The organism is Nocardia sp. NPDC047654 (assembly GCF_043205035.1).
Classification (GTDB): Bacteria; Actinomycetota; Actinomycetes; order Mycobacteriales; family Mycobacteriaceae; genus Nocardia.
The window spans coordinates 116,215-137,684 of sequence record NZ_JBIDDF010000014.1 but is presented as its reverse complement, the minus strand read 5'-3'; the positions used below and the strand labels follow the sequence as shown (position 1 = coordinate 137,684).

General features: G+C 70.3%; 22 protein-coding genes. 9 read left to right on the top strand and 13 right to left on the bottom strand.

The genetic code is table 11. The annotated features are described in order from the left end of the window. Positions 1 to 11 precede the first annotated feature (11 nt). From ACGF7Y_RS28250 to ACGF7Y_RS28205, 10 genes are all read right to left on the bottom strand, one after another. Positions 12 to 1,076 (bottom strand): hemolysin family protein, encoded by a 1,065-nt coding sequence (locus ACGF7Y_RS28250; protein ID WP_393238764.1) that lies wholly within the window; start codon positions 1,074 to 1,076, stop codon positions 12 to 14. Beyond that, positions 1,069 to 2,451, bottom strand: coding sequence for a hemolysin family protein (locus ACGF7Y_RS28245; RefSeq protein ID WP_393238912.1), 1,383 nt, complete (start codon positions 2,449 to 2,451; stop codon positions 1,069 to 1,071). The genes ACGF7Y_RS28250 and ACGF7Y_RS28245 overlap by 8 nt, the downstream gene beginning before the upstream one ends. Positions 2,452 to 2,695: 244 nt before the next feature. Then, entirely contained in the window at positions 2,696 to 4,132 is a 1,437-nt protein-coding gene (locus ACGF7Y_RS28240) for a GuaB1 family IMP dehydrogenase-related protein (protein WP_393238761.1), read from the bottom strand. A gap of 223 nt (positions 4,133 to 4,355) precedes the next feature. Continuing rightward, positions 4,356 to 5,201 carry a DMT family transporter gene (locus tag ACGF7Y_RS28235; RefSeq protein WP_393238758.1) on the bottom strand — a complete coding sequence of 282 codons (846 nt, stop codon included), beginning with the start codon at positions 5,199 to 5,201 and terminating at the stop codon, positions 4,356 to 4,358. 4 nt (positions 5,202 to 5,205) lie between these two features. After that, the gene (locus tag ACGF7Y_RS28230; RefSeq protein ID WP_393238755.1) at positions 5,206 to 6,807 is read right to left on the bottom strand and encodes a DEAD/DEAH box helicase; all 1,602 of its coding nucleotides are present in this window, start codon (positions 6,805 to 6,807) and stop codon (positions 5,206 to 5,208) included. A 179-nt stretch (positions 6,808 to 6,986) separates the two neighbouring features. Next, complete coding sequence (locus ACGF7Y_RS28225) at positions 6,987 to 7,925, bottom strand: M56 family metallopeptidase (RefSeq protein WP_393238752.1); 939 nt, start codon at positions 7,923 to 7,925, stop codon at positions 6,987 to 6,989. Between the two features lie 43 nt (positions 7,926 to 7,968). Continuing rightward, the gene (locus ACGF7Y_RS28220) at positions 7,969 to 8,367 is read right to left on the bottom strand and encodes a BlaI/MecI/CopY family transcriptional regulator (protein WP_040866505.1); all 399 of its coding nucleotides are present in this window, start codon (positions 8,365 to 8,367) and stop codon (positions 7,969 to 7,971) included. Positions 8,368 to 8,438: 71 nt separating this feature from the next. Next, positions 8,439 to 9,338: an ABC transporter ATP-binding protein gene (locus ACGF7Y_RS28215; protein ID WP_393238749.1), complete on the bottom strand. Its 900-nt coding sequence runs from the start codon at positions 9,336 to 9,338 to the stop codon at positions 8,439 to 8,441. Then, a complete protein-coding gene (locus ACGF7Y_RS28210) occupies positions 9,335 to 10,426 on the bottom strand; it encodes a FecCD family ABC transporter permease (protein ID WP_393238746.1) in 1,092 nt (363 codons plus the stop codon). The genes ACGF7Y_RS28215 and ACGF7Y_RS28210 overlap by 4 nt, the downstream gene beginning before the upstream one ends. After that, positions 10,423 to 11,469, bottom strand: a complete 1,047-nt coding sequence (locus ACGF7Y_RS28205; protein WP_393238743.1) for a FecCD family ABC transporter permease — start codon at positions 11,467 to 11,469, stop codon at positions 10,423 to 10,425. The genes ACGF7Y_RS28210 and ACGF7Y_RS28205 overlap by 4 nt, the downstream gene beginning before the upstream one ends. A gap of 131 nt (positions 11,470 to 11,600) precedes the next feature. On the opposite strand from ACGF7Y_RS28205, the gene ACGF7Y_RS28200 reads away from it, so the two are divergent. Continuing rightward, on the top strand, positions 11,601 to 12,308 hold the full coding sequence (locus ACGF7Y_RS28200; RefSeq protein WP_393238740.1) for a hypothetical protein: 708 nt from the start codon (positions 11,601 to 11,603) through the stop codon (positions 12,306 to 12,308). Between the two features lie 383 nt (positions 12,309 to 12,691). Beyond that, complete coding sequence (locus ACGF7Y_RS28195; RefSeq protein WP_393238737.1) at positions 12,692 to 13,498, top strand: carbonic anhydrase; 807 nt, start codon at positions 12,692 to 12,694, stop codon at positions 13,496 to 13,498. Positions 13,499 to 13,541: 43 nt separating this feature from the next. Here the strand turns inward: ACGF7Y_RS28195 and ACGF7Y_RS28190 are convergent, their stop codons facing one another. Then, entirely contained in the window at positions 13,542 to 13,964 is a 423-nt protein-coding gene (locus ACGF7Y_RS28190) for a hypothetical protein (protein ID WP_393238735.1), read from the bottom strand. 195 nt (positions 13,965 to 14,159) lie between these two features. On the opposite strand from ACGF7Y_RS28190, the gene ACGF7Y_RS28185 reads away from it, so the two are divergent. The 6 genes from ACGF7Y_RS28185 (at position 14,160) to ACGF7Y_RS28160 (ending at position 18,289) form a co-directional block, all read left to right on the top strand. After that, on the top strand, positions 14,160 to 14,561 hold the full coding sequence (locus ACGF7Y_RS28185) for a hypothetical protein (protein WP_393238732.1): 402 nt from the start codon (positions 14,160 to 14,162) through the stop codon (positions 14,559 to 14,561). 205 nt (positions 14,562 to 14,766) lie between these two features. After that, positions 14,767 to 15,156: a PaaI family thioesterase gene (locus tag ACGF7Y_RS28180; protein WP_245663849.1), complete on the top strand. Its 390-nt coding sequence runs from the start codon at positions 14,767 to 14,769 to the stop codon at positions 15,154 to 15,156. Between the two features lie 76 nt (positions 15,157 to 15,232). Beyond that, positions 15,233 to 15,535, top strand: a complete 303-nt coding sequence (locus ACGF7Y_RS28175; protein ID WP_062967452.1) for an urease subunit gamma — start codon at positions 15,233 to 15,235, stop codon at positions 15,533 to 15,535. A 50-nt stretch (positions 15,536 to 15,585) separates the two neighbouring features. Beyond that, entirely contained in the window at positions 15,586 to 15,897 is a 312-nt protein-coding gene (locus ACGF7Y_RS28170) for an urease subunit beta (RefSeq protein WP_393238729.1), read from the top strand. 56 nt (positions 15,898 to 15,953) lie between these two features. Further along, positions 15,954 to 17,675 (top strand): urease subunit alpha, encoded by a 1,722-nt coding sequence (locus ACGF7Y_RS28165; protein ID WP_393238726.1) that lies wholly within the window; start codon positions 15,954 to 15,956, stop codon positions 17,673 to 17,675. 140 nt (positions 17,676 to 17,815) lie between these two features. Further along, positions 17,816 to 18,289, top strand: coding sequence for a hypothetical protein (locus ACGF7Y_RS28160; protein WP_393238724.1), 474 nt, complete (start codon positions 17,816 to 17,818; stop codon positions 18,287 to 18,289). A 125-nt stretch (positions 18,290 to 18,414) separates the two neighbouring features. On the opposite strand, the gene ACGF7Y_RS28155 is transcribed toward ACGF7Y_RS28160, so the two are convergent. Then, positions 18,415 to 18,957, bottom strand: a complete 543-nt coding sequence (locus tag ACGF7Y_RS28155; protein ID WP_393238721.1) for a YaeQ family protein — start codon at positions 18,955 to 18,957, stop codon at positions 18,415 to 18,417. A 137-nt stretch (positions 18,958 to 19,094) separates the two neighbouring features. On the opposite strand from ACGF7Y_RS28155, the gene ACGF7Y_RS28150 reads away from it, so the two are divergent. Next, positions 19,095 to 19,661, top strand: coding sequence for a hypothetical protein (locus ACGF7Y_RS28150; RefSeq protein ID WP_393238719.1), 567 nt, complete (start codon positions 19,095 to 19,097; stop codon positions 19,659 to 19,661). 138 nt (positions 19,662 to 19,799) lie between these two features. On the opposite strand, the gene ACGF7Y_RS28145 is transcribed toward ACGF7Y_RS28150, so the two are convergent. After that, positions 19,800 to 21,449, bottom strand: coding sequence for a bifunctional phosphatase PAP2/diacylglycerol kinase family protein (locus ACGF7Y_RS28145; RefSeq protein ID WP_393238716.1), 1,650 nt, complete (start codon positions 21,447 to 21,449; stop codon positions 19,800 to 19,802). Positions 21,450 to 21,470 lie beyond the last annotated feature (21 nt).

The following is a 21,470-nucleotide window of genomic DNA, read 5'->3' as shown; positions in this document are numbered from 1 at the left end:
GATGCCGATCGTCATTCGCCCACCCGGTGCGTTCCGTCTCGGACGGTGCCGACGAACTCCTCGACCAAGTCCTCCAGGGCGACGATCCCGGTGGTGTTGCCCCGGTCGTCGACCACGCGGCCGAGATGGCTGTTGGTGCGGCGCAGCCGGGCGAGCGCCTCGTAGAGCGTGGTCTTCATGCCGACCGTCGGCAGCGGGCGGATGTCGGTGCGCGGGATCGGCGTCCCCGGACCGGCGCTCTCGTCGGCGACCTTGTCCAGCACATCCTTGACGTGCAGGTACCCGACCAATGAGCCGTCGTTCGCCCGCACCGGGAAGCGGGAGAAGCCGGTCTCGGCGACGGCGGACTCGATGTCCCCGAGCGTGGTCCCGTTGCCGCGCAGTGGGATCGATCGGGTCGCGTCCCGAGGCACCATCACGTCGGCGACCACGCGGTCGCTGGTGCCGAGGGCCTGGGTGAGACGGCGGTGCTCTTCCTCGTCGAGCAGCCCCTCGGAGCGGGACTCACCGATCATCTCGGCCAGTTCGACCGTCGAGACGGTGGCCTCGAGCTCGTCCTTCGGCTCGATCCGCAGCAGGCGCAGCGACAGATTGGCGGCCAGATTGTACAGCGCGATGAGCGGGCGGGCCAGCCGCAGCCACATCAGATGCAGCGGCACCAGCAACAGCGCGCTGCGTTCCGGTCCGGCCAGCGCGATGTTCTTCGGGATCATCTCGCCGAACAGGATGTGCAGGATGACCACGATGGTCAGCGCGAGGGCGAACGCCACCGGGTGCAGCAGCTGTTCGGGCAGGCCGACCAGCTCGAACGGGCCTTCCAGCAGGTGGGCGACGGCGGGCTCGCCGACGCGGCCGAGCAGGATCGAGCAGATGGTGATGCCCAGCTGCGCGGCCGCGAGCATCATCGAGAGGTTCTCGCCCGCCCGGATGACGGTGTTCGCGTTGCGTTTGCCCTGCGCGGCGAGCGCTTCCAATCGGTCGCGGCGGGCGGAGATGAGCGCGAACTCGGCGGCGACGAAGAAGGCGTTGCCGCCCAGCAGCACCACGGTGAGCAGGACGCCGAGCAGGTCACCCATGGCTGTGCTCCTTGGTCGCGAGGGCGTCGGCGTCGACCGGGATCAGCCGGACCCGGTCGATGCGCCGTCCGTCCATGCGCTCCACCCGCGCGATCCAGCCGCCCGCGTCGGGGCTGTCGGCCGTCGTCCACTGCTGCGAGCGAGGATTCGGCAACACGACCTCGTCACCCGTCACCGGGATGCGGCCGAGCCTGGTCAGCACGAGGCCGCCCAGCGTCTCGTACTCACCCTCGGGGGCGTCGTATCCGGTGGCCCGGGAGACCTCGTCGATGCGCAGCAGGCCCGAGCAGTCCCAGCCGTCGGAGACGCGACGCACGTCGCGCTCCTCCTCGTCGTGCTCGTCGCGGACGTCACCGAGGATCTCCTCGATGATGTCCTCCATGGTGACCATGCCGGCGGTGCCGCCGTACTCGTCCACGACGAGGGCGACCTGCATACCGTCGGCGCGGACGCGTTCGAGCACCTCGTCGCCGTCCAAGCTGGCCGGCACGATCGGGACCGGCTGGGCGAGCCGGTACAGGGGGATCGTCCTGCGCGCGTGCACCGGACGGGTGAAGGCCTGCTTGACGTGCACGAAGCCGAGGGTGTTGTCGAGGTCGCCGTCGATCACCGGAAAGCGCGAGTAGCCGGTGCGGCCTGCCGCGTCGATCAGGTCGGCGATAGTGTCGTCCTTGTCCAACGCTTCGATCTTCACCCGCGGGGTCATCAGTTCCTCCGCGCTGCGCTCGCCGAACTGCAGGGAACGGTCCATCACCTGGGCGGTGGGCTGGTCGAGCGCGCCGCGCAGGGCGGAGGTGCGCACCAGGGAGCCGAGTTCCTGCGGCGAGCGGGCCGAGCGCAACTCCTCGGCGGGTTCGACGCCGAGCCTGCGGACGACCCAGTTGGCGGTGCCGTTGAGGAAATGGATCATCCACTTGAACACCACCGAGAAGGCGATCATCGGTCCGGCCGTGACGCGGGCGGTGCCCAGTGACTTGGCGATGGCGATGTTCTTGGGCACCAGCTCGCCGTAGATCATCGACAGCGAGGTGGCCAGGACCAGCGCCAGCGTCAGGGCGATACCGCTCGCGGCGGCTTCGCTCAGCCCGGCGGCGGTGAACAGCGGATTCAGCAGCCTGGCCAGCACCGGCTCGGCGATGTACCCGGTGATCAGCGTGGTGATGGTGATACCGAGCTGGGCGCCCGACAGCTGGAACGACAGGGTGCGATGCGCCTTGCGGACCATGCGGGCGCGGACGTCGCCGGTGCGCGCGTGCGCCTCGACGGTGCTGCGCTCGAGCGCGGTGAGGGAGAATTCCGCGGCGACGAACAGGGCCGTGCCCGCGGTGAGTGCGATGAACCCGATCAGGCTGAGCGCGGTGAGCGCGATGGACATCGTCAGCACCACCTGCACGGTGCTGCGAGACGGCCTGGGCGGAATGGGACTACTGCGGGGAGGAGGACGCCGGGTCGGTCACCCGGCTCGGTAGAGGAGCCCTCCTGTGCGGCGCCCTCGGACGCGGGTGACAACTGGATCCTTTCGCGAATGTCTCGTGGTGCCGGTGTCCGGCAACCACCATGCTACCGGCCCACACGCGAAGCGGCGTGGGCCGGTGCCGGTGCGATGCGCGTGTCGGCGCTCACCAACCGCCGGGCAGTGGGCGGCCTTCGGCGAACCCGGCGGCGGACTGCACGCCGAGTACAGCCTTCTCGTGGAATTCGGTGAGCGTTCGCGCGCCCGCGTAGGTGCAAGCGCTGCGCACGCCCGAGCAGATGTGATCGAGGAGGTCCTCGACGCCGGGGCGCTCGGGGTCCAGCCGCATCCGGGAACTGGAGATGCCTTCTTCGAACAGCGCCTTACGCGCCCGGTCGAATTCGCTGTCGGAGGCGGTGCGGGCGGCGACGGCCCGCTTGGAGGCCATGCCGAAGCTCTCCTTGTACGCGTTGCCGTCGCGATCGACGCGCAGGTCACCGGGCGATTCGTAGGTGCCGGCGAACCAGGAGCCGATCATCACGTTGGACGCCCCCGCGGCCAGCGCGAGCGCCACGTCGCGAGGATGGCGCACGCCGCCGTCGGCCCAGACGTGCACGCCGAGTTCCCGGGCGGCGGTGGAGCATTCGGCCACCGCGGAGAACTGCGGGCGGCCGACGCCGGTCATCATCCGGGTGGTGCACATGGCGCCGGGCCCGACACCGACCTTGACGATGTCCGCACCCGCCTCCGCGAGATCCCGAGTGCCCTCGGCGGAGACGACGTTGCCCGCCGCCAGCGGGACGCCGAGCCCGAGATCGCGCACGGCGGAGAGCGTTTCGAGCATCTTGGCCTGGTGGCCGTGGGCGGTGTCGATGACGAGCAGGTCGGCGCCCGAATCCACGAGGGACTTGGCCTTCGCGGCCACATCGCCGTTGATGCCTACCGCGGCCGCGACGCGCAGCCTGCCCGCGGCGTCGATGGCGGGCTGGTAGATGCCCGCGCGCAGGGCGCCGGTGCGGGTCAGCACCCCGGCCAGGGTGCCGTCCTCGGCGGTGAGCACGGCGAAATCGGCGTGCTCGGCGTGCAGCAGGTCGAACAGGTCGCGCGGGGTGGTGCTGGCGGGGGCCCGCACGAAATCGGTGACCGCGACCTCACGGAGCCGGGCGAAACGGTCGACGTCGGCGCAGGCGGCCTCGGTCACCACGCCGACCGGCCGTCCGCCGTCGATCACCACGACCGCGCCGTGCGCACGCTTGTGCATCAGGGCGACCGCCTCGGAGACCGAGCGGTCGGGGTCGAGGGTGACGGGGGTGTCAGCGGTGAGCGAGCGGCTCTTGACGAACGCGATGGTGTCGGCGGCCGCGGTGATCGGCAGGTCCTGCGGAAGCACGACGATACCGCCGCGCCGGGCCACCGTCTCGGCCATTCTGCGCCCGGCGACCGCGGTCATGTTGGCCACGACGATGGGGATGGTGGTGCCCGACCCGTCGGACGTCGAGAGATCGACATCGAAGCGCGACGCGACGTCCGTCCGGTTCGGGACGAGGAAGATGTCGTCGTAGGTCAGGTCGTACGGCGGCTGATGACCGGGGAGAAAGCGCACTCGACCGATGATATCCGGGCGCCGACCGGTGCGTGCCGTTCTGCCGGACTGCCCAGGTCCGGCAGCGCGGAGATGGGCAGGCCGCGCGTCCGGCTCGCGGACCGACTCGCCTGGGTCTGTCGCCCGCCGCGCCGAGATCCGCGCCTCGCGGCATGCGCGCCGACGGCCCGGCCTGTTCGGTGCGCGGCGTCGGTCCGCGCGGTCCGCGCCTTCGCGCGTGGATTCAGGCGGTGGCTTGGGAGCGGGAGAGCGCGATCGTCGCGGCGACCATGACGAGCACCGCACCTGTGGTGACGACGAGTCCGACGGTGTTCGTCCGCAGCCGCTCGTCCAGCACGGCGATGCCGATGAACGCGGCGGCGAGTGGCTCGACGACCGTGACGGCGGGCAGTGACGCGGCCAGCGGTCCGGCTTGGAACGCGCGCTGCTGCAGGTAGACGCCGGTGATGCCGGCCCCGATCAGCACCCAGGTCTGCCAGCCGCCCAGTACGCTTCCGAGGCCGTGTTCGAACAGGCCGGTGACGTACTCGGTGAGCGCGGCGGCCAGTCCGAAGAGCGCGCCGCTCGCGGCGCCGATCAGCAGCGCGCGCCACGCCGGGTCGGGGGCGGCGATCCCACCGGCGGTTGCGGCGGCGATCAAGCCGACCAGCAGGCCCAACGGCACAAGCCACTCGTGCAGCGGCGCGTCGGTATTGCCTTCGGTGGGATCGCCGACGAGCAGGAAACAGGCCAGCGCCGCGGTGAGCGCCACGGCGGTCGCCCAGGTACGAGGCGCCACGCGGCGATGATTGAGCCGGGCGGACAGCGGCAACGCGAATACCAGCATGCTCACCAGGATCGGCTGCACCAGCAGGACCGCGCCGAGGGCGAGCGCGGCGACCTGCATGGCGTATCCGCCCGCGTCGCCGACGACGCCGCCCCACCAGCGGGGGCTCCGCAGCAGCGAGCGGATCAGTGCCTCGCTCTCCGGTACCGCGGCCGCCGCGCTCTGCTGCGCGACCGCGGCGACCGCGAACAACAGAGCGGCGAGCAGTGCGCAGAGGACGGCGGCTGCCGGATGCGTCGACACCGTATTAGTTTGCTGTGCGATTGCTTCGAGACGGGGACTGCTGCGTACGCACGGCGCGTCGCCGAGTCCGGCCCGGCGTGTCGCCAGCCGTGGAAGCTGCGGCGCGGCCGGGGTACCCGCCGGTCGTGCCCGATTTGCGAATCGGCGCGCCGGTGGCCGAACCCGCGCCGCGTCCGGCAGGGTTGCTCGCGGCGACTTTCCCGTTGCCTCGGTGGCGCGCGGGCGCGGTGACCGCTTCGCCGCCACGCCCCGTCCCGGCGGCCGACCGGCTCCCGGATTGCTTCGCCGCACCGGCGCCACGGCCACCGGCCGCCGTCTGCTCACCGCGCCTGCCCGGCTTGCGCCGAGCGGGTTTCGCGGAGGCCGCGGCAGGGGCGGCCACGGGCGCGGCCGCCGCCGCGATCGGAATACCGGATGGCCTGCGGGCGCCGGTGATCTCGATCAGCGTGCGGTCGCCGGGCCGGACCGCGACCCCGTCGACCTCGACGCCCGCCTTGCGGGCCATGGTCTCGACGTCGCGGCGCTCTTCGTCCATCACCAGCGTGACGACCACGCCGTCCTCGCCCGCGCGGGCGGTGCGCCCGGCCCGGTGCAGATAAGCCTTGGGCTCCGGCGGGGGATCGACGTGCACGACGAGGGAGATCCCGTCGACGTGGATGCCGCGCGCCGCGACGTCGGTGGTGACCAGTACCGGCACCGAACCGTCGGCGAACGCGGCGAGGGTGCGGGTGCGGTTGTTCTGCGCCTTGCCGCCGTGCAGCACGCCCGCTGGGATGCCCGCGCCGCGCAGCTGCTTGGCGAGCCGGTCGGCGCCGTGCTTGGTGCGGACGAACATGATGGTCAGCCCGTCGCGGGCGGCGATCTCGGTGGCGACCGTCCGTTTGGCCACTTTGTCACCGACGTACAGCAGATGGTGCGACATCGTGCTGACCGCCGCCGACGGCGGCGCGGTGGAGTGCGTGACGGGGGCGCGCAGGTAGCGCTTGACCAGTTTGTCCACCTCTCCGTCCAGCGTGGCGGAGAACAGCAGGCGCTGGCCGTCGCGCGGCGTGCGGTCGAGCAGCTTGGTCACCTGCGGCAGGAAGCCCATGTCGGCCATGTGGTCGGCCTCGTCCAGGGCGGTGATCAGCACCTCGGACAGGTCGGCGGCCCCTTGCGCGATGAGGTCGGCGAGTCGCCCCGGCGTGGCGATGAGCAGATCGACGCCGCGGGCGAGCCGGTCGGCTTGACGCTTGATCGGGGCGCCGCCGACCACCGAGGCCACCCGCAGGCCGAGCGCGAGGGCCGGTTCGTCGAGCGCTCGCTCGATCTGCGCGGCCAGTTCGCGGGTCGGCACCAGCACGAGTCCGCGTGGGCGGCCGGGCTTGGCCGAAGCGCCCATCAAGCGGGCGAGCATCGGGAGGCCGAAGGCCAAGGTCTTTCCGGAACCGGTCGGCCCGCGGCCTAGTACGTCCTTGCCTGCCAGGACGTCCGGCGCCGTGGCGGCCTGGATCGGGAACGGCGTCTCGATGCCGTCGCGTCGCAGCGCCTGTATGAGCACGGCGGGCAGGCCCAGTTCCGCGAAGGTCGCGGTGGGCGCCGCGGCGACGGTGGTCGAGGGGGTCACGAGGTGGATGTGCCTTTCGTCGCACGGCGCGTTCCAGCGGAACGCGCTGTTCGGTGGGGTGACGAGCGGTGCACGATGCGGTTCACCGCGCTGGGCGCGGGCTATGACGCGCGCCGGGTGGAGCGAGAGGGTGCGGCCGACCGGAGGCGGGCCGAGTCTCCAGGATACGTGCCGGAGAGTCAGCCGTGGAACAGGCGGCTCAGTTCCACGAGCCAGGGTACGGCCACGGCCTGGGTCGGCACCACCAGAATTGCGGCCGAGCCGAGGTAGGCGGCCGTGGCGACGCGGATGTCACCGATCCGCTCGCTGAGTCGCTGGATGCGGATGAGTGTGGTCGGGCCGCCTGCGGCGAGCGCGCCTTGCGGCGCGGTGGATTTCGCGCACGCGACGAGGGCGCGGGCCAGCGGCTTCGGGCCGGTGACCTTGACCGCCGAGTCGTCGGCGAGCAGTTCGATGAGCAGTTTGACCGAGCCGAGCGCGGCCTTGCTGCGCACCACCCTCGGGAATGCCTCGTGCACCGCCGTGAACGCCTCCAGCACGAGATCGTGCCTGGCCCGCAGGTGCGAGCGTTCGTGGCTGACGATGGCGGTGACCTCGGCGTCGGCGAGATTGGTCAGGGTGCCCTCGCTGAGCACGACGCGCTGGCGCAGACCGGGCAGGCAGTAGGCGATGGGCTCGGTCGCGGCCAGCACCCGGATGTCGGCCGCGCGCCGGTGCGGACCGCTCTGGTCCAGCAGATCCACGAGCATGCGGTGGCGCGCCCGCCGCCTGCGGGTGTGCACGCCGACCCGGATGACCGCGTAGATAAGCCGGGCGCCGACCAGCAGGGTGAGCGCGAAGACGAACACGTAGGCCAGCCACAGCGGCAGGCCGAGCGCGTCGATCTCCCGGGTCGGCGCGGTGGTCGGGCGGCCGTCGGGGCCGGGCACGAGCAGCTCGGCGGCGATGGCCAGCCCGGAACCGAAGGCGCTGAGCACGGCGGCGAGCGCGATGGCCTGCCAGAGCACCAGCGCGGCGCGGGGCGTCCGGTATGTCCAGGTCGCCCGGCTGAGCAAGGCCGGGGCAGGCCCCGCGAGAAGCAATGCGAGTCCGGCGAAGACCGGCGCGGTTGCGTTCATCGACTCAGCTCACTGCGTTGTGGGGCCAGGGCGCCCGAGGAGTCTACTGCGGCGGCGGCGCCGAGTCCTCGTCCTCGGTAGCTTCGAGCTTAGCGAGTGCTTCGCGCAAGGCGGCAGCCTCGTCCTTGCCGACCTGCTCGACGAAGTGCACCAGCGCGGCGGCGCGGCTGCCCGCCGCGTCGGCCTGCTGTAGGGCGTCGACCATCAGACTGGCCACGAGTTCGTCCCGGGTGTGCACGGGCGCGTACCGGTGCGCGCGGTCGTCGCGCCGCTGCACCACGAGGTTCTTCTTCGCGAGGCGTTGCAGCACGGTCATCACCGTGGTGTACGCGAGCTCACGGCGTGCGGCGAGCGCCTCGTGCACCTGCCGGACCGTTTGTGGTTCGTCGGCCGACCACAACTGGTCCATGACCGCTTTCTCGAGTTCACCAAGACCTGCCATCCCACAATTTTAGGTACTCAACGACGCCGATGCGTACTACAGGGTGTCGTAACCATGAAATAGCTGGTGTGTCATTTCTCATAGGGCGCAGATTCGGCCCCCGTGTCGGCGGGTCCGCCGACCTTTCCGCGCACATGCCGCGCCCCGATCGGCACGATCATCGGGCGGCCCGATACCGGGTCCTCCAGCACCGTCGCGTCCAGATCGAACACCGCGCGCAGCAGCTCGACCGATATCACCTCGCCCGGTGCGCCCGCGGCGACGACGCGCCCGTCGCGCATGACGACCAACTGGTCGCTGTAGCGGATCGCGAGATTGAGATCGTGCAACACCATGACGACGGTGCGCCCGAGATCGGCGTGCAACCGGTCCACCAGGTCGAGCACCTCGATGGAGTGCGCCAGATCCAGATACGTGGTCGGCTCGTCGAGCAGCAGGATGTCGGTGCCCTGGGCCAGCGCCATCGAGATCCAGGCGCGTTGGCGTTGCCCGCCGGACAACTCGTCGAGCGCGCGGTCGGCGAGGTCGGCGATCCCGGTTTGTTCCAGCGCGGTCGTCACCTCGGTTTCGTCCGTCCCCGACCATTGCCGGAACCAGGACTGGTGCGGGTGGCGTCCGCGGGCGACCAGATCGGCGACGGTGAGTCCTTCCGGCGCGACCGGCGACTGCGGAAGCATGCCGACGACGCGAGCCACGTCCTTGGTCTTCATCGTCGAAATGGCCTTGCCGTCCAAGACGACTCGGCCTTCTCGGGGGCGCAGCAGACGGCCCAGCGAACGCAGCAGGGTGGACTTTCCGCAACCGTTGGGTCCGATGACGGTCGTGACCACACCAGGGGTGATGGTCAGGCTCAGCCCGTCGACGATCACCCGCTCGCCGTACCCGAGAGTGACCTGCTCGGCGCCGAGCAGGTGCCCCGGAGCGCTCGCCCGCTCCGTGGCGTCGGGGGTGGTGATGTCCGCGATCGTCATGACAGCGTCGCCTTCCGGTTCATACGCACGAGCAGATACAGCAGGAACGGCCCGCCGAATGCCGCGGTCACGACACCGACGGGCAGGTCGACCGGAAACAGCGTGCGCGAGGCGGCATCCGCGCCGACCACCAGGATGGCGCCGACCACGGCGGAGCCGACGAGCGGCTCACCCGGGGTGCGCAGCAGGCGTCGTGCGATCTGCGGCGCGGCGAGGGCGACGAAGCCGACCGGCCCGACGGCGGCGGTCGCCACCGAGGCGGCCACCACCGCAGCCCCGATCAGGATGGCCTGCTGGGTCTGGATGCGCACTCCCAGCGCACGTGTGGTGTCGGAGCCGAGGCGCAACGCGGCGAGGGTGCGGGCGGAGGCGAGTGCGACGAGGGCGGCGACGCCCGCGGCGATCGCGGCGGGCGCCAGGTGCGCGGAGTCGGCCGCGTTGAGCGATCCGTTCAGCCACAGCTGCGCGCGCTGGGCGTCCCCCAGGCTGGCACGGGTGAGCAGCCAACTGATCCCCGCCGTCAGCAGGGCGTTCACCCCGACGCCGATCAGCACCAGCCGCAGCCCGGTGGCGCCGTACCCGCCGGCGGCGGTGCGGCCCCAGGCGAGCAGGTAGATGGCGGCGGCGGTGAGCAGACCGCCGGCGAGCGCGGCCAGCGGCGCACCGACCGAAGCGGCCAGTCCGGTGCTCGCGCCGCCGGTGCCGACCAGCACGGCGACCGCCCCGAGGCTCGCGCCCGAGGTGATGCCGAGCATGTCCGGCGCGGCGAGCGGATTATGCAGGATGGACTGGGTGATCGCGCCCGACAGCCCGAGCGCGAGGCCGACCACGAGCGCGGTGAGCGCGCGCGGCAGCCGCGACTCCAGCACGATGAACCGCTGCGCCCTGGTGCCGCCTCCGGTGAGCACGTCCAGCACGCGCCCGAGCGGCAGATGGGACTCGCCCACCGCGATGTCCAGGCAGAAGAGTCCGAGCGCCAGGACGATCAGGACCACGACGATCAGCACCATCCGCGGCCGCAGCACCGCCGACACCGGGCCGACGCGCAGTGCGGGACGCGTGCTCGTGGTTCGCGGCGAGATCGTCACAGGTTCACCAGCTTTCGCCGACGCACGAACGCGAGGAAGAAAGGCACGCCGACCACGGCCAGCGTCACCCCGACCTCCAACTCACCGGGCCGCGCCACCAGACGGCCCGCCACGTCGGCGCTCAGCAGCAGCAACGCGCCGAACAGTCCGGAATAGGGGATCAGCCAGCGATTGTCCGGCCCGGTGACCGCGCGTGCCAGGTGCGGGACGACCAGGCCGAGGAAGGCGATCGGACCGACCGCCGCCGTCGCCGCGCCCGTCAGCAGCACGACCGACGCGAGCCCGAGCGCACGGCTGCGGCCGACGTGCACGCCGAGTCCACGCGCGACCTCGTCGCCCAGGCCGAGGATGTTCAGTCCCGGCGCGGCCAGCACCGCCAGCAGCATGCCCGCCGCCAGGAACGGCAGCACCTGCCAGAACACCGTGGCGTCGCGGCCCGCGACCGTGCCGATCACCCAGAACCGGTAGGTGTCCAGCGCGGAGGCGTCGAACAGCACGACGGCGTTCGTCATCGCCTGCAGGAACGCGGTGACCGCGGCGCCCCCGAGCACGAGACTCAGCGGGCTCGCCTTGCCGCCACCCACCGACGAGGTCGCGAACACCACCACGCCGGCGATCAGCGCTCCGGCGAAGGCGAACCAGATGTATTGCTCCGGTGCGCTGAAGGCGAACAGATACGTGCTCAGCGCGGCGAGAAACGCCGCGCCCGCGTTGAGTCCGAGCAATCCGGCGTCGGCGAGCGGATTGCGGGTGTAGCCCTGGATGAGCGCGCCCGCGATACCCAGGGCCGACCCGCAGACCAGCGCCAGCGCGGTGCGGGGCAGACGCAGGCCGCGCACGATCTGCTCCTCGGTGGAACCGGCTGCGCAGGCGAAGGGCCCGCCGGGGCAGGTGAGTGCGTGGTGCACGGCGTCGTACACGGTCCCCGGCGCGAGCGAGCGGGCGCCGACCGCGACGCCGGCGAGCACGGCGAGCAGGAGCAGAACGGTCGAGACGAGAAGTCCGGAAAGACGTCGCCGCCTCACGGTGGCAAGGGAGGTCACGGCGACGAGCTGCTCCTGGAATCAGCGATACGGTTGCTAGGTCTGGTAAGCCTAACCTATCTTTCGCTACAGACGGGCATGGCCGAGTGTCCGCCGCGCCGCGCGACGGAGCCGATCCCCGAGGAGGTTCGATGACCGAGCTCATCACCACGCCACATCGCTCGACGACGGCGTTCGGACGCGCCGGTGCCCGGCTTCGCGCGCTGCAACCGGAGCATCCGCGGGTCTATGCCGTGGCCGCGATCGCGGAGCAAGGGAAACGGCGTTGGTGGCAGTTGGCGGACGGCGTGCGCGAAGGGCGTGTCGAACTCATGTACCGGCGGCACGCGGCGGAGATGATCAGCGCCGACATCGCGGCGGAAGTGGTGGCCACGGCCCTGATCCACGCGATCGCCGGACGCGTGGTCGCGCTGCTCGTCGCGGAGGGGCGCGCGTGGGATCCGGGGCTGGAGAACCTTTGGATCCATACCGACAACGATGGCGGAATCGACTGGGCGGGTTTGTCGGACACCACTATTCGCGTGATCGACGGTGACCCGCTGGCGGGCGGCCCCGGTGTGGTCACGCTGCCGTGCGCGGAAGCGATGTACGTCTGGCTCGCGCATCGCTGCGCGTCCGCGCTGACCGTCGTCCAGCAGAGCATGACCCGCTGCTCCGGTTTGAGTGCCCGGCGGTTCTGGTCTCTCGTCGGTGAATCGGTAGCGGGCGCTTCGACTTACGTCCCCGATCTCGCGCGGACCGATTCCGTCACCGGCGCCAGGCGGGGGCAGGGACTGCTGGCGGCGATGGCCGAGCGCGGGCTCCCCGTGCGGCGGACCGGGACTTGCTTAGTTAGGTAAGCCTGACCTATACTCGAACGCGGCGTACGGATCGCGTGAGAGTCCCGAGGGCTGCGGTGACCCCCGATCCCTTGCCGCGGCGGGCTTCACTTCCTGTGGGGCCCGCCGCTCTGTCTCCCTGTGAACTACGTCGCGCGCTCTGGCGCGCCGCCCCGTCCCGGATCTAGTCTGACGCCGACACGAACGTAGAACCCGCTGCACAGCAAGGGTATTCGTCGTCCGGTCGTCCTCGGTGGGTCACCGCCGCGCCGTGGACTCGGCCCGGTGCCGTGTCGCGATCATCGGTGCGCAGCGTCGCGCGCCGGCTCCGAGCCGTCGAGGACGCCCGCTTGCCCTCTCACCGGGTTCACGGTGGCTCTCCGAAAGTTCGAGGGGTTGTCAGCTTGCCCACCAACACACCGTCCCGTCCCATCGCAGCGGTGCTGGCCGCCGTCGCGGTACTCGTGATTCCCGCCTGCGGCTCCGGCGAGCAGCAGCTGTCGAGCGAATCCTCCCCGCACGCCGCGCCGCACTGGGATTACGACGCCGAGGGCCCCGACCACTGGGCCGACCTGGACCGGGACTTCGTCACCTGCAAGAGCGGCCATCAGCAGTCACCCATCGACCTGCCCGGTCACGCCCGGCTCGAGCCGCACGAGCACACCACCGTCGACTACCACTCGACACCCGCGGTGACGCTGCGCAACACCGGGCACACCGTGCAGGCGAATCTCCCCGCGGGCAACGGAAATCGCATCGTGGTCGACGGCGTGCCGTTCGAGCTCACCCAATTCCATTTCCACCTGCCGAGCGAGCACACCGTGGACGGCGTGGGCACCGCGATGGAAGCGCACTTCGTGCACAAGAGCGCGGCGGGCGAGGTGGCCGTACTCGGTGTGCTGCTGCAAGCGGCGCCGGGACCGTCGGCCTTCGCGCCGATCCTCTCGGTCGCGCCGCGGGCGGTGGACGCCGACACCGTCGTCGCGGGCCCGATCGACCTGCGCTCGATGCTGCCTGCCGCCACCGATCAATACCGCTATCAGGGTTCGCTCACCACGCCGCCGTGCAGCGAGGGCGTCCCGTGGACGGTGCTCGGCAGTCCGGTCACGGTGACCCCGGAGGACGTCGACCGGTACCGGACGCTGTTCGCGCACAGCAACCGGCCGACCCAGCCGCTGAACGGCCGGACGGTGACACTGGCGGGCGGGTGAGGCCGAGAATCCGGCGTGAGCCGGTCGTGGCTTCGACGGTGGATCAGTTGCGCGTCGCGCTTCCGTTCAGCCGGAACCAGAACGACTGCCCGTTACGGGTGGGCTTGATGACGAAGTTTTGTGCGAGGTGGGTGCCGAAGCTGCACCTGATACTCATCGTGATGTGATTGTCCCGATTCAGGGTGACAGGAATCCACACGATGTCATCGCCCGCGTCGCCGCCGTTCTTCCCGGTGCTGTGGTTGTGATACGTCACGAAGGCGACTTTGTTGAATTTGCCCACGCATTCCCACCCACCCCAGTTGGGCACGATGCCGTAGATGCCCGCGTTCGGGGGAGCGGCATGCGCAGGCGCGGGTGCCAGCAGCAGGCTGCCGAAAAGCGTTGCCGCGAGCAGGGTGACTCGACGATGTAAGCGCGACATGCCATTTCCTTCCGGAGATAGCTCGAAGTATTCCAGTCCCATTGCCGCCGGGCTGTAGTCCGAACGATGGATATCGGTCGCAGCCGAGGACTCTTGTCGTCGATTCGAATGACTGTGCGTGGTCGGAACTCCCGGCTACGTTGTGTGAATTCACGCCGATCGGCGGCGGGGGACGAGCGGCAGATGTCGAGAAGTGCTGACTCCAGCACATGACCTGGCTGATTTGGGAGACGGCTCATGACAGCGAACAGCATCCATCGGATCATCAGCTGCTTGTCGATCGCGGCTTTCGCCGGAGCGATCGGTATCGGAGTGGTTGTGTCGGCGCCGAGCGCGGCCGCCGAAACACGGCATCGCGTCGACCTCACGGAGGCGTGCAAGGATCAATACCACCGGCAGACGGTCTACGTCCGGCACATCGACCAGAGAGTCGCCGGTATCGGGGGCAAGGCGACGCCGTACGGCTACTACTGCGCCGAATGGACCGAGCAGTTGACGGTGTCGAAGGATCCCGCCTACCAGGCCCAGGAGAAAGAAGTGGGTGACCTGGATGTGCAGGCGTACTGCTCGAAGAAATACGCCGGATCACGCGCGGTCGGCAACTTCGACGACGACCGCACCTGGGACTGCGTGTCCTGAGGCACGACTGCCGCGGCGGGGTGGGCGGCCGGTTTCACGACCGCTTCGGGCCCTGCGGTTCGAGCGGCGTCCGAACGGCCCGGCGGTCACACCGGCAGGCGGGTGAGGCCGCGACGGCGGGGAGCGGACGCTGTGCGACAGTGAATGCATGACACAGCAGGAAACCCCGCAGGTCGGCTCGCTGGCGGATGTGACGCCCGAGCAGATGAACGCCTACAGCGAAGGCACCTTCGCCGACCTGATCGGCCTGCGCTACACCGAGATGAGCCCTGACCGCGTGCGCGGCGAGTGGGTCGTCAAGCCGCATCTGTACCAGCCCGCGGGCATTCAGAACGGCGGCGTGTACTGCACCGTCATCGAGACGCTCGCCAGCATCGCGGGCGGCGTCTGGTTCGGCGACCAGGGCACGGTGGTCGGCGTGAACAACAACACCGATTTCCTGCGCGCGGTGCGCGAGGGCACGCTGTTCGGCGAAGCGACGCCGTTGCATCGCGGCAGGCTGCAGCAGCTGTGGCAGGTCGTCATCACCGATGAGCAGGGGCGCACCGTGGCCCGCGGTCAGGTGCGATTGCAGAATCTGCCGCACCGTTCCTGAGCGCTGCTCCGGCGAGGGCGGAACGGGCGTGCCAGAATGTCCGTCACCCGCCCCTGCGAACCGGTGAGGAGCCCGGATGCGACTGTCACCGCACGAGCAGGAGCGCCTGCTGCTCAGCTACGCCGCGGAGCTGGCCCGGCGCAGGCAGGCGCGCGGGCTCAAGTTGAACCATCCCGAGGCGGTGGCGCTGATCACCGACCACGTGCTGGAAGGCGCGCGCGACGGCCGCACCGTCGCCGAACTGATGTCCTCGGGGCGGACGGTTCTCACCCGCGACGACGTGATGGAAGGTGTGCCGGAGATGATCCCCGACGTCCAGGTCGAAGCGACCTTCCCGGACGGCACCAAGCTCGTCACCGTGCACCACCCGATCGGCTAGGCGGCCGGTATGCGATACCCGAGCGACCTCGAGCCGGACCGAGGCCCGGCGTGATCCCCGGCGAGTATTTCTGCGCCGAGGGCGTCATCGAACTGAACGCCGGTGCGCGGCGCCTCGAACTGGACGTGATCAATACCGGTGACCGGCCGGTGCAGGTCGGCAGCCATGCGCACTTCCCGCAGGCGAACGCGGCGCTGGAGTTCGACCGGGCGGCCGCGCACGGCCATCGTCTCGATATCCCGGCCGGGACCGCGGTGCGCTTCGAACCCGGTCTCGGACAACGCGTATGGCTCGTGCCGCTGGGCGGCGCCCGCGAAGTCCACGGCATCAGCCTGGCCCCGCCGGGCCGTCTGGATGACTAGCGCGTGCGCCCGGCGCCGGGCGGGGCAGAGTGCGCGGGCACAGGAGGTAGGACGCGATGAGTGAGCTGAGCCGGGCGCGGTACGCCGAACTGTTCGGGCCGACGACGGGCGACCGGATCAGATTGGCCGACACCGATCTGCTGATCGAGATCACCGAGGACCGCAGCGGGGGACCGGGGCGCGCGGGCGACGAGGCCGTGTTCGGCGGCGGCAAGGTACTGCGCGAATCCATGGGCCAGTCCCGCGCGACGCGCGCCGAGGGCGCTCCCGACACGGTGATCACGGGCGTGGTGATCATCGATCATTGGGGAATCATCAAGGCGGACGTCGGTATTCGCGACGGAAGGATCAGCGCGATCGGCAAGGCGGGCAACCCCGACACCATGACCGGCGTGCACCCGGACCTGGTCGTCGGCCCGTCCACCGAGATCATCGCGGGCAACGGCCGCATCCTCACCGCGGGCGCGATCGACTGCCATGTGCACTTCATCTGCCCCCAGCTGATGGAGGAGGCGCTCGGCGGCGGGATCACCACGCTCATCGGCGGTGGCACCGGTCCGGCGGAGGGCAGCAAGGCGACCACGGTGACGCCGGGCGCGTGGCATCTCGCGCGCATGCTCGAGGCCACCGACGCGTGGCCGCTGAACATCGTGCTGCTCGGCAAGGGCAACACCGTCAGCGCCGAGGCCATGTGGGAGCAATTGCGCGGCGGGGCATCGGGATTCAAGCTGCACGAGGATTGGGGCTCCACGCCCGCCGCGATCGATGCCTGCCTCACCGTGGCCGACGCCGCGGGGGTGCAGGTTGCGCTGCACTCGGACACCTTGAACGAGGCGGGTTTCGTCGAGGACACCCTGGCGGCGATCGCCGGGCGCGGCATCCACGCCTACCACACCGAGGGCGCGGGCGGCGGGCACGCGCCCGACATCATCACCGTCGCCGCCCACCCCAACGTGCTGCCCAGTTCGACCAACCCGACGCGTCCGCACACCGTCAACACCCTCGACGAGCACTTGGACATGCTCATGGTCTGCCACCACCTGAGCGCGTCGATCCCGGAGGATCTGGCCTTCGCCGAGAGCCGTATCCGCCCGTCCACCATCGCGGCGGAGGATCTGCTGCACGATCTCGGCGCCATCTCGATGATCGGCAGCGACTCGCAGGCCATGGGCCGCATCGGCGAGGTCGTGCTGCGCACCTGGCAGACCGCGCACGTCATGAAACGCCGCCGCGGCGCCCTGCCGGGCGACGGCGCGGCCGACAACGCCCGGGTGCGGCGCTACGTCGCGAAATACACCATCTGCCCGGCCGTCGCGCACGGCCTGGACCACGAGATCGGCTCGGTCGAAGTCGGCAAGCTCGCCGACCTGGTGCTCTGGGAGCCCGCGTTCTTCGGCGTCCGCCCGCACGCCGTGCTCAAGGGCGGCGCGATCGCCTGGGCCGCGATGGGCGACGCCAACGCCTCCATCCCGACCCCGCAGCCGGTGTTGCCCCGTCCCATGTTCGGCGCCGCCCCGGCGACCGCCGCCGCCACCTCGCTGCATTTCGTCTCCGAGCAGGCGATCGAGGACGGCCTCGCCGACCGGTTGCGGGTCCAGCGCACACTGGTGCCGGTCCGCAATGTGCGCGGCGTGACCAAGACGGACCTGCCGCACAACGACGCCATGCCGCGCATCGAGGTCGAGCCCGACACCTTCACCGTCCGCATCGACGGCGAGGTCTGGCGCGAAGAACCCGCCACCGAGTTGCCCATGGCGCAGCGGTATTTCCTGTTCTGATCGTCCTCGACGGACGATCACCCCCGCACATGGCCGCGGCGAGGTGTATGGGTCTCGGTGGTGTGCCACTTGTGCGGCAGTCGGCGGGGTAGGGGCGTATAGTCCGGTAGCCTGCTGGGCCTCGAGGAAGGGAGGGAAGCATGTTCCGACCAGGTGAGCGGGGGGTGGGGCGCCGAGTTCTGCTGGGCGTTGTGGGCGGAGGGACATTTCTGGCGGCGATGTTCGCGACCTCCGCGGCCGCACCGTTGCCGTCCGGTAGCGGGTCGGCCGCAGCGCCGGACGGCTCAACCGTCACGTTGAACGACTATTGCCAGGATCCCGGCGCGGTCGGCCACCTCGCCGACGGGCGGACCGTCTACTGCACACAGGTGCAGGGCACCGACGCGTTCGTATGGTCCTACAGCCGAGACCCGATCCCGCGCGACCCCAACACACGCGGCTACACCTGCGACAGCGATGCCTGCCACTGGCCCGACGGCACCGCCGTCCCGAACTACCAGCGCTGCGGGATCCTGTGCGGCGAGCCTCCCACCAGCGGCGACAAGCAAAGCGGCCTTTACGACTGCGTCGAAACGGGGACCGAGTTCGAGGAGTGCGAACGCCGGATCAGATGAGTCGGTCGCGGCGCTGCCCGCGGTAGCGAGACTCGATGCCGCCGATGCTTCGCGCGGCGGCACTCGGTTCCGGCATCGGATCCGCACGGGCTGCAAATCTGCGCTACCCGGCGGCCGCCCGAAGATTACGGGAGCCGGTGCTCGTCGACCGAGGTGCTCAGGCCGGTGCCGTTGAGGTCCAGATACAGCAGGCGCTCGGTGACCGACAGGGTGACGGTGTTGCGCCGTTCGACGGCGGCGACGGCGGCATCGATGAAGTCGCGGTCGAAGCTGTACAGCGGTATGGCTTCGGCACGATGGATGCGTTTGCCGGTGAGTTGCGCCAGCACCTTGATCGGATCGCGATGGGTGTAGACGGCGACGCGTTCGGCCAGTTTGCTGCCCCGGTGCAGCCGCTCCGCGTCCGGTGCGCCGACTTCGATCCACGCGGTGACGCGCCCGGTGAGGTCGCGGACCAGCACCGCGGGCTCGTCGGTCGAGGAGACCCCGCCGTCACTGAAGGCGATGCCCTCCTCGTACTCGAGGCAGTAGGCCAGCACGCGCGTCAGCATGAACTCCGCGGATTCCGACGGGTGACGCGCCACCCGCAACTCCAACTCCTGATAGACGCCGCGATCGACGTCGGCCAAGTGGACGGCGAAGTTGTGCAGTGTCGCGCTGAGTGCCATAGGTGCAGCAGCTTAACCCGAGGTGCGCCGGGTGCCGCGCCTTGCCCATTGCCGGATCGCCAGGTAGGGCGGAAAACGTCTCGGAGCCCGAAGTCGGCGGCTCGGCGAATGTCGTCGGCGGTTTCTAGGATTCGGCGGTGACAGTTACCCGTGACGACTCGGCCGGTTACGTCGAGCGAGACTTGGACGCCGACCTGGCGCGATGGTTCGCCGATCGGCCGCCGGTCACCGTGCCGGAGGAGACCCGGCCTGTGGCGCCCTTCCTCGAACGGTTGGCACCCTCGAACGCGGCGGCGCTCGCGGCCTTCGATCGACGGGTGCGATCCGGGCGGATGCCGCAGTTCCTGGACATCCATTCCTGGTCCTACGGTTTCGACTTCGCCGGAAACGACTGCGGGATCCGGGATTGCGACTACGAGACCGAGCTCACCGACGACGACGTGTACTCGATCGGCGCGGACGGCGGCGGCAACCTGTACGTGGTGCTCACCAACGGGCAGATCGCGATCTGGTTCCACGAGGAGGAAGTCGTCGAAGGAGAGACCCGTTTCGACGACCTCGATGTCTTCCTCTGGTCGGTCGTGCGGTACCACGCGGTGCGCGCCGGTGTCCTGGAACCGGCCGCGGTCGAGGCGGATTTCCTGTCCCTGGGTCAGGACGGCGCGCTAGAGCCGAACCTCGGCTTGCTGCGCTTCATGAAGTAGCCGCCGACTACGCGATGTCCGCCTGGTGCGGCCCGTCATCAGGTCCGGCAACTTCGTTGTCGGAGTAGACATCCCCGGCGGGACCGGGGTGGGGCAGGGAGCGAATTGCGGTCGCCGCCCACTCCCACGACCCGTCGCTCAGTCTTCGCCCGCTCGTCGCTGAAACGGCCTGCGGGCCCGGAAGATGTCGCGAACCCAGGGTGCTCGGCGATGGTGGGGGCGACTGCGGTCGGCCCAGAGCGGATTGGATTCGTCCCGGCGGTAGGCCGCGAGCTGACCCGCGATGGCGAAGTGCAGGCGGGTGGCTTTGCCGACCACCTCACCGTCGGTGGCCAGCGCCTCCGGAGTGGGCAGCTGCACGAAGAGTTCGGGCAGTTGGCGTTCGCCGTAGACCTTGCTGTGGCCGATCGCCGCCAGCAGCAGCGCCAGCACGGCGCGGGTGCGCGACCACCGCAGATCGGCGCGCAGCCAGCGCACATCGAGCAGCCCGGCGTCGAGCCGGTCGCGGAACGCGGGCACGGCGCCGTGCGGGTGATAGGGACCGTTGCCGACGAACAGGAACCACACCCGCTGCCAGCGCCCGTCCAGGCAGATCTCGATCGGCTCGGCCCGGCGCAGGGTGACCACGAGCGCGGCGGCGAAGGCAGGCCACTTACCCCAGCGCGGCTGCCACTTCTCGCGCAGTTGCACCAGATCCGGATAGGCGCCGAGGCTGGCCGTGTTGATCAGATGCCTGGTGCGCGAACCGCTTTCGTCCTCACATTCGACGCTCGCGATGTCGACCGCGACCGCCTCGCCGACGCCGGTGGCATCGATCACCTCGCGCAGGTCGTAGACGCCGAGGTCGCGGGCGAAGTGGTTGAGTGTGCCGGTAGGGATGACGACCAAGGGCAACTCGTGGCGCAACGCGACCGCGGCCACGGCGGCCACGGTGCCGTCACCACCGGCGACGCCCACCGCCAGCACCGGTTCACCGTGCTCGGCGATGGCCTGTTCGAGTTGCTCGGCACAGTCCAGATCGGGTCGCGTGCGCAGCACGGTGGCGGCGGGCAGTGCCGCCGCGACGTCGTCGGTGGGATCGTAATTCGGATCGCCCGAAATCGGATTCACCATCACCACAAGGCCTTTGCCCTCCACCAGGGTGGGGACCTCGCGGACCGGGCGGGCTTGCGCCTCGTCGGATTCACGCACCGGCCACCAGCGCCGTGTGGCCAGTGCGACACCGGAACCGACGGCCGCGCCGACGAGCACGTCCGAGCTCCAGTGCACGCCGGTGTGCACCCGCGAGTACGCGACGGTGGCGGCCAGCGGGGCGACGACCAGTGCGGTACGCGGACTTTCCAGCGCCACGGCCGTGGCGAACGCCGCGGCCGTGGCGCTGTGTCCCGAAGGGAACGAGGAGGACGTGGGGGCGGGAGTGAGTCGCCGGTGCACCGGCAGGAGTTCGGCGGCCGGCCTGCGCCGTGCGATGAGCGACTTGAGGCCGACGTTGACGACGAGACTGGCTCCGGCGAGGGAGACGACACCGCGCAGCGCGGCTCGCCGAGGTGCGCCTTGGCGGGTGGCGAGCAGCGTCGCGATGAACAGCCACAGCCCGCTGAAATCGGCGCTGTTGGTGATGCGCAGCAGCCCTCGGTCGACCATCGAAGCAGGCAGTTCGGCGACCGCGCCGCCGATCGCTCGATCGATTCGTCCGATACCTTGGAACTTCCGGCGCACCCAAATACTCACCCGGTCGACACTACCGATCACCGCGCAGACCTCGCCGAACGCGGTGCCGCGCAGCATTCGTCGGCAAGTGACCTCCGG